Origin of the sequence: Nonomuraea sp. GTA35 (assembly GCF_041950525.1) — a bacterium.
Lineage (GTDB): Bacteria > Actinomycetota > Actinomycetes > Streptosporangiales > Streptosporangiaceae > Nonomuraea.
Window position 1 is genome coordinate 43,781 of record NZ_JBGNUV010000001.1, and the last position, 16,702, is coordinate 60,482.

The following is a 16,702-nucleotide window of genomic DNA, read 5'->3' on the forward strand; positions in this document are numbered from 1 at the left end:
CGGTTCTCAAACATGGAGCGACGCCGCGAGATGCGAAAACAGGCGCTGGCTCCTGGGCTTGGTCACTTTAAGTAGTTGTTTGCCGGGACAGGCGCCGGGTAGCTGCCGGACACGCGACGGAGGTGAAAGGTGTTCGAAAAGCGACGTCCCGGCGCCGTGCTCTTCGACCGGGACGGGACCTTGATCAGGGACGTGCCATACAACGGCGATCCGGACCTCGTGGAGCCCATGCCGGGCGCGATCGAGGCGCTGGGCAGGCTCAGACGCGCCGACGTCCCGGTGGCCGTGGTCACCAACCAGTCGGGCGTCGCCAAGGGCCTGCTGTCCCCTGACGAGATGGACCAGGTGAACGCCAAGGTGGAGGAGCTGCTCGGCCCGTTCGACGCGTGGGCGATCTGCGTGCACGACGACGCCGACGGCTGCACCTGCCGCAAACCCGCGCCCGGGCTCGTGATCAGAGCCGCCGCCGTGCTCGACGTCAGCCCCCGCGACTGCGTGGTCGTGGGCGACATCGGCCGCGACATGGAGGCCGCCAGGGCCGCCGGCGCCAGGGGCATCCTCGTCCCGACCCAGGAGACGCTGCGGGAGGAGATCCGGCAGGCCGCCGAGGTCGCCGACGACCTGATCGACGTCGTGGACCGCGTGCTGAGCGACGCCGAGAGCCCCGTGCCGGCCGCGGCGGCGCCCTGGGCCCGCGCCATGGGCTGGAGCCGCTGGTGAGGATCCTCATCTGGCACGTGCACGGCTCGTGGACCAGCGCGTTCATCCGAGGGTCCCACGAGTACCTGCTGCCGCTCGTTCCCGGCCGTGGTCCCGATGGCCGGGGGCGGGCGGCCACCTTCGACTGGCCGGAACGCGCCCGCGAGGTGCCCTGGGACCGGCTGCGCGACGAGCCCGTGGACGTCGTCGTCTACCAGCGCCCGCACGAGCTCGACCTGGCCCGCGAGTGGCTCGGCCGCGACGTGCCCGGCCTGTACGTCGAGCACAACACGCCCGCGGGCGACGTGCCCCGCACCCGCCACCCGCTCGCCGGCCAGAGCGACATCACGCTCGTGCACGTCACCCACTTCAACGAGCTGTACTGGGACAACGGCCGCGCCCCCACCCGCGTCGTCGAGCACGGCATCCCCGACCCCGGCCACCTCTACACGGGCGAGCTGCCCAGGGCCGGCGTCGTGGTCAACGAGCCCGTGCGCCGCACCAGGGTCGCCGGGACCGACCTGCTGCCCCGCTTCGCCGAGCGGGTGCCGCTCGACGTGTTCGGGATGAAGGTGCGCGAGCTGCCGTACGGCACCCACGAGGACCTGCCGCAGCACGTCATGCACGCAGAGCTGGCCCGCAGGCGCGTCTACCTGCACCCCTACCGGTGGACCTCGCTGGGCCTGGCCCTCATCGAGGCCATGACGATCGGCATGCCCGTGGTCGCGCTCGCGGCCACCGAGGCGATCGAGGCGGTGCCGCCGGAGGCCGGCGTGCTGTCCACGAAGGTGAACGTGCTGGCCGACGCGCTGCACGCCTTCGCCCAGGATCCGGAAAGCGCGAGCCAGGCCGGCAAGGCCGCCAGAGCCGCCGCGCTGGCGCGATACGGGCTCGACAGGTTCCTCGCCGACTGGGATGCGCTGCTCAGCGAGGTATGAGGCCCGGGGCGATGGGTAGGCGCGAAGAGCATGATGATGATGCTCGACTGGACCCGCAGGGCCGCCTGCCTCGACCTGGACCCGGAATTGTTCTTCCCGATCTCCATGGAAGGTCCGAGCCAGTCGCAGGTCGAGCGGGCCAAACACGTATGTGACGGCTGCCCCGTGCGCGAGCCGTGCCTGGAGTACGCGCTGAGCACCAGGCAGGCGTACGGCGTCTGGGGCGGCACCGATCCCGGCCAGCGGCGCGAGCTCGGCCTGCGAGCCGAGGCCGCCGCGCGACACTAGGGGCCCGGATGCCCGTCGCCCTGACGTCCGCCGGCTGGACGGCTACCGGCAGGGCGGCCGATCGCCGCCAGGACGGCGGAGAGGCAGTCCTGGGCCTGGGCGAGGCCGGCGCGATGCCGCTCGGGTGAGGCCGCGGCGAGCTCGCGGCGGATGGTGACCGCCTCCACCGCCAGCGGCAGCGCCTCGACAGCAAGGCCGCGCCCCGTCAGGGTCGTGCCGAGGTCGACGAGCACCTCGGCGAGGTCGGCCAGGTAGCGGCCGGGGGAGGCCGCGGCCAGCCGCCGGTAGACGGAGACCGCCTCCCGCTCGGCGTCCAGCGCCTCGCCGGGCCGGCCGAGCTCCGAGAGGGTGACGCCGAGGTTGATCAGGGCGTCGGCCAGCTCAGGCAGGTAGCGGCCAGGGGAGGAGGCGGCCAGCCGCCGGTAGGCGGCGATGGCCTCGCGCTCGGCGCCCAGGGCCGCTGCCGCGTGCTCCCACTCCCCGAGATGCACCCGCTCCATGAGCCATCGTGCCCGCCTGCCCTCCTCGCCCTCGTCTCTCGTCACGGTCAGGACGCGAAGGCGGTCTGCGGGGCGTTCGTGGGCATGGATGTCCTTCCTGATCGACCGGGGGATCGCGGGACCGGTCACTTGCCGACGAGACCCCGCCGGCACCAGGATCGTGGCGGCATGATTGTTCGGCACCCCTCTTCAGGCAGGCAAACAATGCTCAGCTCGGCTCCGGGAGCCCCGTAGCGGTGGCGGGCCGTCGTGAGAGCCCGGTGGACCCGGCGGCGGGGCCGGTGCAGCGCTTCGCCTTCGAGCTGCGCAAGCTGCGCCAGGAAGCGGGCGGCCTCACCTACCGGGCCATGGCCGGGCGCGCCGGCTACTCGGTCACCACGCTGTCGCAGGCGGCTGCGGGGGAGCGGCTGGCGTCACTGCCCGTCGTCCTCGCCTTCGTCGAGGCGTGCGGCGGGGACGCCGGCGCGTGGGAGCGCGCCTGGCGGGATACCGCTCGCGAGCTGGCCCGCGAGAGAGCGGACGACGACGGCGCGGCCGGGCCGTACCCGGGCCTGGCCTCCTACGGCACCCACGACGCCGGGCGCTTCTTCGGCCGCGACCGGCTCGTCGGGGAGCTGCGCGAGCTGCTCCGGCGCCATCGCTTCGCCGCGGTGTTCGGCTCCTCAGGCAGCGGCAAGTCGTCCCTGTTACGCGCCGGGCTCGTGCCCGCCATGGCCGCGGATGCCCCGCGGGAGTGCCTGATGCTCACCCCGGGAGAACATCCGATGCGGCACGCCGACCGGCTCCCGGCCGGGGCCCTGATCGTGGTCGACCAGTTCGAGGAGGTGTTCACGCTCTGCCAGGACCAGCGCGAGCGGGAACGGTTCATCGACCTGCTGCTCGACGCGCGGCGGGCGCCGGACGAGACGGCCGTGGTCATCGCGGTCCGCGCCGACTTCTACGGGCGATGCGCCGAGCACCGCGCGCTCACCGCGGCCCTGCGCGAGAGCGGCCTGCTCGTCGGCCCGATGGACCAGGACGAGCTCAGGGAGGCGATCGTCCGGCCGGCCACGGCCGAGGGCCTGACCGTGGAGCGGGCGCTGACGGCCCGCGTCATCGCCGACGTCACCGGCGAGCCGGGGGCGCTTCCGCTGATGTCGCACGCGCTGCGGGAGGTCTGGCGCCGCCGTACGGGAAAGATGCTGACCCTCGACGCCTACGAGAGCGTGGGCAGGGTCCACGGCGCGATCAGCCACACCGCCGAGGAGCTCCACGCCGGGCTGTCGCCCGCGCAGGCGGCGACCGCCCGGCGGATCCTGCTCAGGCTGATCCATCCGGGCGAGCAGGCCCAGGCGACCCGCCGGCCCGCCGCCCGCGCCGAGCTGGACCCGCACGGGGAGGCGGACACCGCGCTGGTCATCGAGCTGCTGGCCGGGGCCAGGCTGCTGACCCTCCACCAGGACACCGTCGAGCTCGCGCACGAGGCGTTGATCGAGTCGTGGCCGCGGCTGCGTGGCTGGGTGGACGACGGGCGCGACCGGCTGCGCGCGCACCGGCAGCTCACCGACGCGGCCAGGGCCTGGGAGGCGCACGGCCGCGACGCCGGGCTCCTCTACCGGGGCGCCCGCCTGGCCGCCCTGGAGAAGCTGCTCGCCGAGCCGGGCGACCTGACTCCCCTGGAACGGGACTTCGCCGGCGCGAGCGCGGCACTGGCCCGGCGCACCTCCCGGACGCGGGTCGCCGTCGCCGCCGTCCTGGCGGTCCTGCTGGTGGTCGCCATGGCCGCGGCGGGAGCCGCCGTCCGTCAGGCCGGCCTGGCCGACGACCGGCTGGCGGAGGCGACGGCCCGGCTGGCCGCCAGGCGCGCGGCCGCCCTGCGGACGAGCGACCCGAAGCTGGCCCGCCGGCTGAGCGCCGCGGCCTGGCGCATCGCCCCGGTCCCCGAGGCCAGGAGCGAGCTGATCGACTCGATGGCGCTGCCCCTGGTGGACGTCGTCACCGCCCCGTACGGCCCGGCGGACCTGGTGCACGGGCTCAGCGCGGACGGCGCCAGGCTGGCCGTCTACACCCCGGGCACGGCGCTGGAGCCGGGCGCGCTGCGCGTGCTCGACCTGGCCGCGAACAAGGAGGTCGCGAGCGCGAGGTGGAACGGGCCGCACGTCTCGGAGGTGGTGTGGAGCCCTGACGGCCGCACGCTGGCGGTGCACGACGGGACCAGCGCGCAGGTGTGGGCCGCCGGCGCCGGCGGCCTGACGGACCTCGGGGTGGCCTTCCCCCGCCTCGACCCCACGAGGTTCAGCCCGGACGGCCGCCATCTCATCGGGGTCCGCGACGGGACGCCCGAGGCCGTGAGCATCGCGGACCGGACCAGCGTGCTCGGCCTGCCCGTCAGCGCCATCAGCCCGGACGGCCGGCTGGCCCTGGTCATCCGGCCGGCCTCCGGCAGCGGGGCGGGCCCCGGGCCCCCAGCGCGGCTCTGGGACATCGGCGAGCGCGAGCCGCTGCGGGCGCCCTCGCTGCCGGAGACCGCCACGGACGGCGTGTTCAGCCCGGACGGGAAGCACCTGGCCATCTCGACGCCCGACGGTGTCCGGCTGTGGGACCTCTCCTCGGGTGAGGAGGTGCCGGGCCCGCTGCTCCCGCCCGCGGAACGGCTGGAGTTCAGCTCCGACGGCCGGTTCCTGGCCGGGACGCGGCGCGGCGGATGGGTGATCCTGTGGCGGGTGGAGGACGGGACGCTGCTGCTGAGCTCCACGGTCCACTCGGACGTCGCCGGAGCGGAGCCCCGGTTCTCGCCGGATGCCCGGCTTCTCCGGGTGCCCGGCCAGTACGGCACGGTGAACGTCCTGGACATCTCCCCGTACACCCGCCCCGAGGTGCTCGCTCCGGGAGGCGGCGAGCGGCTGTTCAGCCCGGACGGCCGCTACCTGGTGACGTCGCGTCACCACGACGGCAGGCCGGAGGTGCGCGTGTGGGACGTCGCCGCGCGCGCCCCCGTGGGCGGCCCGCTGCCCGTCGGCGACCTCCCGGGGGAGACGGCCTACTTCCCGGTGTTCAGCCCCGACGGGCGCACGCTCGCGCTCACCCACCCCGCCTCCCCCGTGGTGACCCTGTGGGACGCCGCGAGCGGCCGCGGCGCCGGCGAGTTCCGCGTGCGCGGGCAGGGAGCCGTCGGAGTGCTGTCCGCGGCCTTCTCACCCGACGGCAGGACCCTCGCGGTCGCTCTCCTCAGCGCGGAACCCGGCGACGCGGCGGCGCCGGGCGGGCCGTACATCGGCGACCTGGAGCTGTGGGACGCCCGCGCCAGGAGCTGGATCCGCACCGTCCCCGACGCGGGCTCGCGGGCTCTGGTCTTCGAACCGGACGGGCGCCGGTTGCTCGTGGACGGATCCACCAAGGGACGCATCCTGGTCGACACGGTCACGGGAGAGCTGCACCGGCATCCGTCCGACGCCCGTGCCAAGGGGCGGATCGTCTTCGTGGGGGACAAGGCCGCGGTCGGCGATCGGGAGGGGCGCCTGACGTTCTGGGACAGGCGGCTGCGCAGGCCCCTGGCCCCGCCGCAAACCTTGCACACGGCCGCGATCGCCGCGCTCGTCCCCTCCCCGCGGGGCGAGCTGCTCGCCGCCGTCGGCGGTGAAGGCGAGTTCGGCATCCAGCTCTGGGACTGGCGGGCGGATCAGCGGATCGCCATCCCGATCAGCTACTACACCGTCTCCGTGCCGGCCGTGGCGTTCAGCCGGACCGCTCTGCTCGTCTCGTCCGGCGACGGGGCCCTGCGGCAGATCACCGTCGAACCCGGCGCCGCCATCGCCGCGATCTGCCGGCGGGACGGCGGCCTGACCCCGGCCGAGTGGCGGCAGCACATCCCCGAACTGGCCTATCGCGAGACCTGCCGCTGACCCCGAGCAGCCTACCCGGCTGCTCGCCCGGCGTGCCCCCCCGCCGGCTCAGCGGCTCGCTCTCCCGGCCGGCTCAGCGGCCGGTGGGCAGGGCCTCGGCGAGGAACCGTTCGCGCTCGGCCGCTTCGAGGTGGTCGCTGAACAGCACCCCGTCGAGGTGGTCGACCTCGTGCTGCAGCACCCTGGCCAGCACCCCGAGCGCGCGCACCGTGACCGGCTTGCCGAACATGTCGCGGCCACGCGCCGTGACCATGTAGGAGCGTTCCAGTGGCCACCACACGCCGGGCGCCGACAGGCACGCCTCGTCCGCGGTGACCTTGCGCTCCGACAGCTCCAGCCGGGGGTTGACCAGGTGGCCCGACTTGCCGTCGTAGGAGTAGACCACCACCCGCACCGGCTCCCCGATCTGCGGAGCCGCCAGCCCGGCCCGCCCCGACGCCGCCCGCATGGTCGCGGTCAGCGACTTGACCAGCCGTCTCAGCTCCCGATCGAAATCCTGGATCGGCGCCGTGACCGAGCGGAGCACCGGATCATCGAACATGCGAATAGGCCGGACCGTCACCCGCAACTCCCCGATAGGCCGCGATCGTCACGATGAACGCTTCCCTGGAGTGCGCCCCGCCAATCGCGAAGGTCGTGCCTTGTAGCACAGCGGTAACAGAAGAGACCCAGCGGCGAAACCACCCGGAACGAGTATCGGAGGGTGATCTCACTTGCGTCACACGCGCCTGTGATGCCTGGCCGGGTGCTCGGGGCCCGGCCAGGCATCATCGACTACCTGGAGGTGCAGGCATGAGCGCGCTTCCCCAAGAGGGCGGCTCTTCCCCGGAGACGGCGCCGGACGCCCTGGCGGGCTTCACCGTCGGCGTCACCGCGACGCGACGGCGCGAGGAGTTCGGGGCGCTCCTGGAGCGCCGCGGCGCGCGCGTGGTCAGCGCCCCCGCCATCCGGCTCGTCCCGCTGGCCGAGGACGCCGACCTGCTCGCCGCCACCCGGCAGAGCCTGGAAGGGCCGCTCGACGACGTCGTGGTCACCACCGGCGTCGGCTTCCGCGGCTGGATGGCCGCGGCCGAGGGCTGGGGCCTGTCCGCCGACCTGGGCGAGCACCTGTCCAAGGCCCGCCTGCTCACCCGCGGCCCTAAGGCCAGGGGAGCGGTGCGCGCCGCCGGTCTCAACGACCACTGGACCCCCTCGACCGAGTCGTGCAACGAGGTCAAGGATTACCTCCTGGCCCAGGACCTGCACGGGCGGCGCATCGCGGTGCAGCAGCACGGCGAGCCGCTCACCGACTTCGTGGCCGCGCTGCGCGAGGCCGGGGCCGAGGTGATCGAGATCCCGGTCTACCGGTGGCTGCCGTACCGCGACATCTCGCCGCTGCGCCGCCTGATCAGCCAGACCATCACCGGCTCCGTGGACGCGGTCGCCTTCACCAGCGCGCCCGCCGTGCACGCCATGCTCGGCGCCGCCAGGTCGGAGGGGCTGGAGGAGGCGCTGCTGGCCGCGTTCAGCGGATCGGTTGTGGCGGCCTGCGTCGGGCCCGTCACCGCCGAGCCGCTCACCTCGCGCGGCGTCCCCACCCTCCAGCCGGACCGCTCCCGCCTCGGCGCGCTGGCCCGTGCCCTGGCCCGCCACCTGCCGGAGCACGGCGTCACCCGCCTCACGGCCGGCGACCACCGGCTCGAGATCCGCGGCCACGCCGTGGTCGTGGACGGCGAGCTGCGCCCCCTGCCGCCCGCCCCGATGGCGGTGCTCAAGCGCCTGGCCGACAAGCCGGGGCACGTGGTGTCGCGGGCCGAGCTGCGTACGGTGCTGCCGGGCAGCGTGGCGCGCGACTCGGCCGAGCACGCCGTCGAGATGGCCATCACCCGGCTGCGCCGCGCCCTCGGGCCCAGCGGCATCGTCGAGACGGTGGTCAAGCGCGGCTACCGGCTCGCCTGCCTGTACGAGGCGGGCCTTTGACCTCCACGGCCGCGCGGTTCCTCCAGCACCGTCGTCATCACCACCACCACCACCACGAGGAGAGCACCATGCCCTGCGCCACCCCGTTCTCCGGCCGCGGCAGGCGCGCCGGAGGAAGCCGGTGACGCCCGCACTCGTCCTGGCCGCACACGGAACGCGCAGCGCCGAGGGGGAGCGGACCCTCTCGGAGCTGGCGGAAGCGGTCCGCAGGGCCCGCCCGGGGCAACGCGTGGAGCTGAGCTACCTGGAGATCAGCTCGCCCCTCCTGGCGGAGGTCCTGCCCGAGGTCCGCGGCCCGGTGGTCGTGGTGCCGCTGCTGCTGGCGGGCGGCTACCACGTGCACATCGACCTGCCCGAGGTCATCGCCGAGCACCGCCCGGACGCGGTGGTGGCCGGCTGGCTCGGCCCGCACCGGCTCCTGACCTCGGCGCTGGCACGCAAGCTGGCGCGGGCGGGCCTGCGCTCCACGGACGCCGTCCTGCTCGGCGCGGCCGGCTCCTCCGACCCCTCGGCGCTGGCCGACGTGCGCGCCGCCGCCCACCGGCTCGCCGTACGCCTGGCGCGCCCGGTCACGGCCGCCTTCGCCTCGGCGGGCACGCCGTCGCTGGAGGAGGCCATGGAACGGCTCGCCTCGACCCCGGCCGCCCGCGTGGCCATCGCCTCGTACGTGCTGGCGCCCGGCTTCTTCCACGACCGCCTCGCCTCGGCCGGCGCCGGCCTGGTCAGCGAGCCCCTGGGCGCGGACCCGGACGTGGCGGCCCTCATCTGGCACCGCTACGACCAGGCCCTGCACCGCCGCCACCGCACCACCGCGGAGCCGCAGCCCTTGCGCCGCGCCTGACCCCGGCCCGGCCACCCGCCGGGCCTCCCGGCCTCTGGACGGGCACGGGTGGGGCGCTCGCCGGGCGGCGATCCGCCCCGGCCGTCACGCGGGCTGGGGGACGGGCTCCAGCCGCAGTTCCCGTACGATCTCGCGGGCGCTGACCTCGCGCGCGGGCCCGGCGTCCGCGCCGACGAACATCTCGATGTAGGCCCGATGGAAGCAGCCCGCGACCAGCAGCCGCGCGCTCGCCTCCGGGTCCACGTCGGGCCGCACCCGCCCCAGCCGCTGCTCGGCCGCCAGGTACGCGGCCAGCGGCGCCGTCTCCGTACGCGGCCCGAGCCCGTTGTCGCGGATGGCCTGGCGGAAGCGGACCGTCACGTTCGGGGAGGTGAAGGCGGGCAACGCCGCGCTTTGTACATCTATGTAGTAGTCAATCCCCGCACGAGCAATCGGTAGAAGGTTGTCCGATACAGACCCTTTTCCGATGCGGTGGGAGAGATCGTGAAGAATGCTCAGCCAGAAGGGGAGCCGATCCTGCAGCAGGGCGAGGAAGTAGTCCACCGAGCCGCCGGTGCGGTCCTCCCTGAGCGAGACGGCCATCTGGAGGACCCGCTGCCTGGTGTCCTGGCTCCTGTGGTGCGGGTCTGCGTGAGGTGTCGCCATGGCATGCCTAACGTGCGCGGTCAGTTGAGCAGGCATCACGTGCGAAGCCGAGGTCCCGGACGGTCCCGGGATTTAGGGGGCGCTTAAATCTAGGGTCCCAACTTGGTGCAAACTTATACGGGTCCCGATTATTACCCGAAAGCGGGAAAAGATGTGGAACTTAATACCTGAAGGTTAGCTGTCAGTGTCGCGATCTCTACGTCGCAGGTAGCGCTCGAACTCGGCCGCGATCGCATCGCCGCTGGCCTCGGGCAGCTCGGCCGCGTCCTTGCGCTCCTCCAGCTCCTTGACGTACTCGGCCACCTCGCTGTCCTGCGCGGCCAGCTCGTCCACGCCGCGCTCCCAGGCCCGGGCCTCCTCGTCGAGGTCGCCCAGCGGCATCGGGATCTCCAGCACGTCCTCCAGCCGGCGCAGCAGCGCGAGCGTGGCCTTCGGGTTGGGCGGCTGGGCCACGTAGTGCGGCACCGACGCCCACAGCGAGATCGCGTCCAGCCCGGCCTTGCCGAAGGAGTGCTGCAGCACCCCCACGATGCCCGTCGGGCCCTCGTAGCGGCTCAGCTCCAGGTTCGTCGAGCGGGCCAGGCCCGCGTTGGTCGCCCCGCCCAGGATCGGCACGGGCCGGGTGTGGGGCGAGTCGTTGAGCAGCGCGCCGAGCATGACGGCCAGCTCGACGCCCAGCTCGCGGCAGATGTAGATGATGTCGTCGCAGAACGAGCGCCAGCGCATGTTGGGCTCGATGCCGCGCAGCAGCACGACGTCGCGCTCCACGCCCGCAGGACGGGCGCGCAGCAGCCGCGTGGTCGGCCACACGATCGACTGGGTCAGGCCGTCGCTCATCTCGACCACGGGCCGGGTGACCTGGAAGTCGTAGTAGTCGTCGGGGTCGAGCGCGATGAGCGGCTCGGCCTTCCACGCCGACTCGAGGTGGGCGATCACACCGCTGGAAGCCTCGCCCGCGTCGTTCCACCCTTCGAACGCGGCAATGAGCACCGGGTCGACGAGCTCGGGGAGCCCTTCGAGCTCTATCACGTGTCGCCTCCTCTCTCCATCGTCCCGCTTAGCCTATGCGGTAAGGAGGCATCGCCGTCACCGATCTCCCCCCGAACGCGGCCCTGCGCCCGCCCTTGGGGCGTGCGGGCTGGTGGGGGAGGCGGGCGGCTCGGCGGCGCGCGGCGGCGGGGCCGGCGGCGGCGTACGGGCTCGAACGCCGCGTAACGGCTGGTGGACGGCCCGCCCGGCACGGGCTCGCCCGGCCCGCGCGTCCCCGCGCGGGCGCGCCTGACGACCGCCGCACCGGCCCCCGTCCGCTCCGCCGCCGGGCTCCGGAGCCGGCGGGCGTTCGCGAGCCGCGAACTCGGCGGCGCGCTGCGCGACCGGCCCGCGGCGTCGCCCGCCGCGTGTGCGCCGCGACGCCTGCCCCGCGCGGCAGTCCGGAGTGCCGCCGTCCTGGGGTGCGGGTGTGCTCAGCGGCCCCCGGCCGTCGTGTGGACGACGAGGACGTCGCACGAGGCCCGGTGCGTCACCCCCGACGGCACCGATCCGAGCAGCCGCCCCGCCAGGCTGTTGAGCCCCCGGTTGCCCACCACGAGCAGATCGGCCCCGTGCCGGGACGCCAGCGACACGAGCACGTCCACCGCCTCCCCCTGCTCGGCCGCCAGCAGCACCTCCGAGGCGCCCGCCGCCACGGCGTGCTCGCGGGCCGCCCGCAGCGCGTCGTCGGCGGGGGTGGAGCCGCTCACCTTGTACGCCAGCTCCCCGAGCCGGTCGGCGGCGGCGGCCCGTGTGCTCTCCCGCATGGGCAGGTACGCGCAGGCCAGCACGAGCGTGGCGCCGGTGGCCGCGGCCAGGGAGGCGGCGGCCGAGACGGCGCGGAAGGAGGAGGCGGAGCCGTCGGTGCCGACGAGGACGGTGCGGTAGGCCATACGAGCCCCCAATTGGACGCCGCGTACAATTGACGTCTCGTACGATAGCGTTTATCCGAGGATGCGGGAAAAGGTCCGCCTATACCCGCGCGCGAGCAGCGCTCAAGACGCACCCGATAAGCTCTACCCCATGAGCATCTCCCCGACCTTCAGAGAAGTGTTGGCCCAGCGTGTGATCGTCGCCGACGGGGCGATGGGCACGATGCTCCAGGCCCAGGACCCGACGATCGACGACTTCCACGGGCACGAGGGCTGCAACGAGGTGCTCAACGTCACCCGCCCCGACATCGTGCGCGGTGTGCACGACGCCTACTTCGCCGTCGGTGTCGACTGCGTGGAGACCAACACCTTCGGCGCCAACCTGGCCGCGCTGGGCGAGTACGACATCTCCGACCGAGTCTTCGAATACTCCGAGGCCGGCGCGAGGATCGCGCGCGAGGCGGCCGACCACTGGTCCACGCCCGACCAGCCGCGCTTCGTGCTCGGCTCCATGGGCCCCGGCACCAAGCTGCCCACCCTCGGCCACCTGCCGTACGCGAGCCTGCGCGACGCCTACCGCGACAACGCGGCCGGCCTGATCGCGGGCGGCGCCGACGCGCTGATCATCGAGACGTGCCAGGACCTGCTGCAGGTCAAGGCCGCCGTCGTCGGCGCCAGGATGGCCATCGAAGCCGCCGGCCGCGACATCGTGATCATCGCGCAGGTGACCATCGAGACCAACGGCGCGATGCTGCTCGGCTCCGAGATCGGCGCCGCGCTGACCGCGATCGAGCCGCTCGGCGTCGACATCGTCGGCCTCAACTGCGCGACGGGCCCGGCCGAGATGAGCGAGCACCTGCGCTACCTCGCCCGCCACTCCCGGCTCAAGCTGAGCTGCATGCCCAACGCCGGCCTGCCCGTGCTGACCGCCGACGGCGCCTACTACCCGCTGTCGGCAGGGGAGCTGGCCGACGCCCACCAGACCTTCACCCGCGACTACGGCCTGTCCCTGGTCGGCGGCTGCTGCGGCACCACGCCCGAGCACCTGCGCCAGGTCGTCGAGCGGGTCAGGGGCCGGGAGATCGCCACGCGCCGCCCGCATCCCGAGCCGGGCGCCTCCTCGCTCTACCAGACCGTCCCGTTCCGGCAGGACACCTCGTACCTGGCCATCGGCGAGCGCTGCAACACCAACGGCTCCAAGGCCTTCCGCGAGGCCATGCTGGAGGGCCGCTGGGACGACTGCGTCGAGATGGCCCGCGACCAGGCCCGCGACGGCGCCCACATGCTCGACCTGTGCGTCGACTACGTCGGCCGCGACGGCGTGGCCGACATGAAGGAGCTGGCCTTCCGCTTCGCCACCGCCTCCACGCTGCCGATCATGCTCGACTCGACCGAGCCCGCGGTGCTGCAGGCCGGCCTCGAGATGCTGGGCGGGCGCGCCGCGGTCAACTCCGTCAACTACGAGGACGGCGACGGCCCCGACTCCCGCTTCCAGAAGATCATGCGCCTGGTGCGCGAGCACGGCTCGGCCGTGGTCGCGCTGACCATCGACGAGGAGGGCCAGGCCCGCACCGCCGACTGGAAGGTCCGCGTGGCCAGCCGCCTCATCGAGGACCTGACCACCAACTGGGGCATGCGGGTCGAGGACATCATCGTCGACTGCCTGACCTTCCCCATCGCCACCGGCCAGGAGGAGACCAGGCGCGACGGACTGGAGACCATCGAGGCCATCCGCGAGCTCAAGCGCCGTTACCCGGGCGTGCAGACCACGCTGGGCCTGTCCAACATCAGCTTCGGCCTCAACCCGGCCGCCCGCATGGTGCTCAACTCGGTGTTCCTCAACGAGTGCGTCAACGCCGGGCTCGACTCCGCGATCGTGCACGCCTCGAAGATCCTGCCGATGGCGCGCATCCCCGACGAGCAGCGCCAGGTCGCGCTCGACATGGTCTACGACCGCCGCCGCGAGGGCTACGACCCGCTGCAGAGGTTCATGGACCTGTTCGAGGGCGTGGACGCCGCCGTCATGCGCGCCGGCAAGGCCGAGGAGCTGGCCGCGCTGCCGCTGTGGGAGCGGCTCAAGCGGCGCATCATCGACGGCGAGCGCAAGGGCCTGGAGGCCGACCTCGACGTCGCCCTGGAGCAGCGCCCCGCCCTGGAGATCATCAACGACGTGCTGCTCGACGGCATGAAGACGGTCGGCGAGCTGTTCGGCTCCGGCCAGATGCAGCTGCCGTTCGTGCTGCAGTCGGCCGAGGTGATGAAGACGGCCGTGGCCTACCTCGAGCCCCACATGGAGCGCGTCGAGGGCGAGACGAAGGGCCGCATCGTGCTGGCCACCGTCAAGGGCGACGTGCACGACATCGGCAAGAACCTCGTCGACATCATCCTGTCCAACAACGGCTACCAGGTCGTCAACCTCGGCATCAAGCAGCCCGTCTCGGCCATCCTGGAGGCCGCCGACGAGCAGAAGGCCGACGTCATCGGCATGTCCGGGCTGCTGGTGAAGTCGACGGTCATCATGAAGGAGAACCTGGAGGAGATGAACTCCAGGGGCCTGTCGGAGAAGTACCCGGTGCTGCTCGGCGGCGCCGCGCTGACCCGCGCCTACGTCGAGCAGGACCTGGCCGAGCTGTTCGAGGGCGAGGTGCGCTACGCCCGCGACGCGTTCGAGGGGCTGCGGCTGATGGACGCGTTCATGGCCGTCAAGCGCGGCGTGCAGGGCGCGACGCTGCCGCCGCTGCGCGAGCGGCGCGTCAAGACCGGCGCGACGCTCGTCCGCACGCCCGTCGAGGAGCTGCCCGCCCGCTCCGACGTGGCCGCCGACAACCCGGTCCCGCGCGCGCCGTTCCACGGCGACCGCGTGGTCAAGGGCATCTCGCTGAACGAGTACGCCGCCTTCCTCGACGAGCGGGCCCTGTTCCTCGGCCAGTGGGGCCTCAAGCCCACCAGGGGCGGCGACGGGCCCGGTTACGAGGAGCTGGTCGAGACCGAGGGCCGGCCGCGGCTGCGCATGTGGCTCGAGCGCATGCAGACCGAGGGCCTGCTGGAGGCGGCCGTCGTCTACGGCTACTTCCCGTGCGTCGCCGACGGCGACTCGCTGATCATCCTCGACGACGACGGCAGCGAGCGCACCCGCTTCACCTTCCCGCGCCAGCGCCGCGACCGGCACCTGTGCCTGTCCGACTTCTTCCGGGGCAAGGACTCCGGTGAGGTGGACGTGGTCGGCTTCCAGGTGGCCACCATGGGCGCGAAGATCTCCGAGGCCACGGCCGAGCTGTTCGCCAAGGACGCCTACCGCGACTACCTCGAGCTGCACGGCCTGTCGGTGCAGCTCACCGAGGCGCTGGCCGAGTACTGGCACGCCCGGGTCCGCTCGGAGTGGGGGATCGGCGGCGAGGAGTCGCTCGACGACATGCTGAAGGTCAACATCCAGGGCTGCCGCTACTCCTTCGGCTACCCGGCCTGCCCGAACCTGGAGGACCAGAAGCAGCTGTTCGAGCTGCTCGCGCCGGAGCGCATCGGGGTGACGCTGTCGGAGGAGTTCCAGCTCCACCCGGAGCAGGCCACCTCGGCGCTGGTCGCCCACCACCCGGAGGCCAAGTACTTCAACGTCTGACAGCAGACGTCCGCCCGCCCGCCGTTCACGCGCGGGCGGGCACGATTCCGCCCGCCGTTCAGCCCGGACACGCACCATGCACGTGGTCCGCGGCGGCGGGTGGCAGCACCGATCGGGGACAGGAATGCAAGCGGCTTTCTTCGACATGGACGGCCTGCTGGTCGACAGCGAGCGCGTCTGGCTGCAGATCGAGACCGAGGTGATGGCCAGGCTCGGCGCCGAGTGGACCCCCGAGCACCAGGCCCACCTCGTCGGCGGCTCGATGGAGCGCACCGTCGAGTACATGCTGGCCGTCTCGGGCGCGAGCGTGCCGCCGGAGAGCGTGCGCGAGTGGATGGTCACCGGCATGGTGAGCCGGCTGTCGGCCGGGGTGCGCGTCATGCCCGGCGCCTCCGAGCTGCTCGACGCCCTGCGCGCCGAGGGGGTGCCGGTGGGGCTGGTCACCTCCTCGCTCAAGGACATCGCCGACGCGGTGCTCAAGAGCGTCGGCAGGGAGCGTTTCGACGTCGTGGTGACCGCCGACGACGTCACCCGTACCAAGCCGGACCCGGAGCCGTACCTGACGGCCGCCCGGCTGCTCGGCGTGCAGCCCGTCCGGTGCGTGGTCCTGGAGGACTCCCCGAACGGCGTGGCCGCCGCGACCGCGGCCGGCTGCGCCGTCGTGGCCGTGCCGAGCCTGCTGCCCGTCGAGCCGGCGCCCGGCCGGCTGGTGGTCCCGTCCCTGACGGAGATCGGGGTCGCCGATCTCAGGGATCTTCTGCCGTCCTGACGCGTTACCCCTAAGGGAAATGTGGTTCTCGCGGAGGAGGCGGACAAGCCTCCGCGTGCCAGGATGGAGGGCACGAGCGAGCGATGACGAGGGGGCGGCGAGATGGGTAACTTCGAGGCGATCGCCTGGCTGCCGCTGTGCGCGGGCGTGAGCCTTGCCGGGCTGGCGCTGGCGTTCCTGGCCTTCAGGCGCAGGGGAGCGGCGGCGGGGCTACGGGTGACGGCGTGGGCGCTGCTGCCGGTCGCGGCTTATCTGACGGGCGCGCTGCAGGCCCTGTGGAGGATCGGCGCCACGGTGGCCGGCTTCGTGACCGGCCTGGTGTTCAACCCGGCCGTGTGGGCCGGCGTGGCCGTGGCGGGGCTGTCGGTGGTGCTGTTCGTGGTGTCCGGTGTGATGCGCGGCAGGAAGCTGTCGCCCGGCCGCAAGAAGAAGAGCGACGCCGCCGGCGCGCCGGCGCAGGCCGGCCCGGCCAAGCAGGCTCCCGCCGCGGGTAAGGCGCCGCAGGCCCCGGGCAAGCCGCAGCGGCCGGCCGTCTCCCAGAAGCCCGCGAGCAAGGCCGACGACGACTTCTCCGACATCGAGGAACTCCTCAAGCGGCGCGGCATCAGCTGATCCACTTGCCGGAGGTGTTTGTGTCACGGTTCCGAGACGCAACCGGAACCTGT

14 protein-coding genes are annotated in these 16,702 nt (G+C 73.2%); 9 read left to right on the plus strand and 5 right to left on the minus strand.

Features of this window, described 5'->3' with window-relative positions; all coding sequences use genetic code 11:
* Positions 1-129 precede the first annotated feature (129 nt).
* The 3 genes from ACBJ32_RS00220 to ACBJ32_RS00230 are packed head-to-tail and all read left to right on the plus strand — an operon-like array spanning position 130 to position 1,925.
* Positions 130-720, plus strand: a complete 591-nt coding sequence (locus ACBJ32_RS00220) for an HAD-IIIA family hydrolase (protein ID WP_357879163.1) — start codon at positions 130-132, stop codon at positions 718-720.
* Positions 717-1,637, plus strand: coding sequence for a glycosyltransferase (locus tag ACBJ32_RS00225; RefSeq protein WP_375124820.1), 921 nt, complete (start codon positions 717-719; stop codon positions 1,635-1,637). The genes ACBJ32_RS00220 and ACBJ32_RS00225 overlap by 4 nt, the downstream gene beginning before the upstream one ends.
* Positions 1,638-1,670: 33 nt before the next feature.
* Positions 1,671-1,925 (plus strand): WhiB family transcriptional regulator, encoded by a 255-nt coding sequence (locus ACBJ32_RS00230; protein ID WP_375125949.1) that lies wholly within the window; start codon positions 1,671-1,673, stop codon positions 1,923-1,925.
* Here the strand turns inward: ACBJ32_RS00230 and ACBJ32_RS00235 are convergent.
* A complete protein-coding gene (locus ACBJ32_RS00235) occupies positions 1,922-2,470 on the minus strand; it encodes a tetratricopeptide repeat protein (protein WP_375124821.1) in 549 nt (182 codons plus the stop codon). The two genes, ACBJ32_RS00230 and ACBJ32_RS00235, sit on opposite strands and share 4 nt — an antisense overlap.
* Positions 2,471-2,661: 191 nt before the next feature.
* Between ACBJ32_RS00235 and ACBJ32_RS00240 the strand changes: the two genes are divergently transcribed.
* A complete protein-coding gene (locus ACBJ32_RS00240) occupies positions 2,662-6,306 on the plus strand; it encodes a hypothetical protein (RefSeq protein ID WP_375124822.1) in 3,645 nt (1,214 codons plus the stop codon).
* 73 nt (positions 6,307-6,379) lie between these two features.
* On the opposite strand, the gene def is transcribed toward ACBJ32_RS00240, so the two are convergent.
* Positions 6,380-6,868: a peptide deformylase gene (gene def, locus ACBJ32_RS00245; RefSeq protein ID WP_375124823.1), complete on the minus strand. Its 489-nt coding sequence runs from the start codon at positions 6,866-6,868 to the stop codon at positions 6,380-6,382.
* A 230-nt stretch (positions 6,869-7,098) separates the two neighbouring features.
* Between def and ACBJ32_RS00250 the strand changes: the two genes are divergently transcribed.
* Positions 7,099-8,265 (plus strand): uroporphyrinogen-III synthase, encoded by a 1,167-nt coding sequence (locus tag ACBJ32_RS00250; RefSeq protein ID WP_375124824.1) that lies wholly within the window; start codon positions 7,099-7,101, stop codon positions 8,263-8,265.
* A gap of 121 nt (positions 8,266-8,386) precedes the next feature.
* Positions 8,387-9,106, plus strand: a complete 720-nt coding sequence (locus ACBJ32_RS00255; protein ID WP_357879145.1) for a CbiX/SirB N-terminal domain-containing protein — start codon at positions 8,387-8,389, stop codon at positions 9,104-9,106.
* Between the two features lie 84 nt (positions 9,107-9,190).
* Here ACBJ32_RS00255 and ACBJ32_RS00260 read toward each other — a convergent pair whose 3' ends face one another.
* The 3 genes from ACBJ32_RS00260 to ACBJ32_RS00270 all read right to left on the minus strand — a co-directional run bounded on the left by ACBJ32_RS00260 (position 9,191) and on the right by ACBJ32_RS00270 (position 11,673).
* Positions 9,191-9,490 (minus strand): TetR/AcrR family transcriptional regulator C-terminal domain-containing protein, encoded by a 300-nt coding sequence (locus ACBJ32_RS00260; protein ID WP_357879141.1) that lies wholly within the window; start codon positions 9,488-9,490, stop codon positions 9,191-9,193.
* A gap of 435 nt (positions 9,491-9,925) precedes the next feature.
* Positions 9,926-10,780: a PAC2 family protein gene (locus tag ACBJ32_RS00265; RefSeq protein ID WP_357879138.1), complete on the minus strand. Its 855-nt coding sequence runs from the start codon at positions 10,778-10,780 to the stop codon at positions 9,926-9,928.
* 434 nt (positions 10,781-11,214) lie between these two features.
* Entirely contained in the window at positions 11,215-11,673 is a 459-nt protein-coding gene (locus ACBJ32_RS00270; protein ID WP_375124825.1) for a universal stress protein, read from the minus strand.
* 130 nt (positions 11,674-11,803) lie between these two features.
* Here ACBJ32_RS00270 and metH point away from each other — a divergent pair, with 130 nt between their 5' ends.
* The 3 genes from metH (at position 11,804) to ACBJ32_RS00285 (ending at position 16,649) form a co-directional block, all read left to right on the plus strand.
* Positions 11,804-15,268, plus strand: a complete 3,465-nt coding sequence (gene metH / locus ACBJ32_RS00275; RefSeq protein WP_375124826.1) for a methionine synthase — start codon at positions 11,804-11,806, stop codon at positions 15,266-15,268.
* A 124-nt stretch (positions 15,269-15,392) separates the two neighbouring features.
* Positions 15,393-16,037, plus strand: a complete 645-nt coding sequence (locus tag ACBJ32_RS00280) for an HAD family hydrolase (protein WP_375124827.1) — start codon at positions 15,393-15,395, stop codon at positions 16,035-16,037.
* A 102-nt stretch (positions 16,038-16,139) separates the two neighbouring features.
* Positions 16,140-16,649: a cellulose synthase gene (locus ACBJ32_RS00285; RefSeq protein ID WP_375124828.1), complete on the plus strand. Its 510-nt coding sequence runs from the start codon at positions 16,140-16,142 to the stop codon at positions 16,647-16,649.
* Positions 16,650-16,702: the final 53 nt, after the last annotated feature.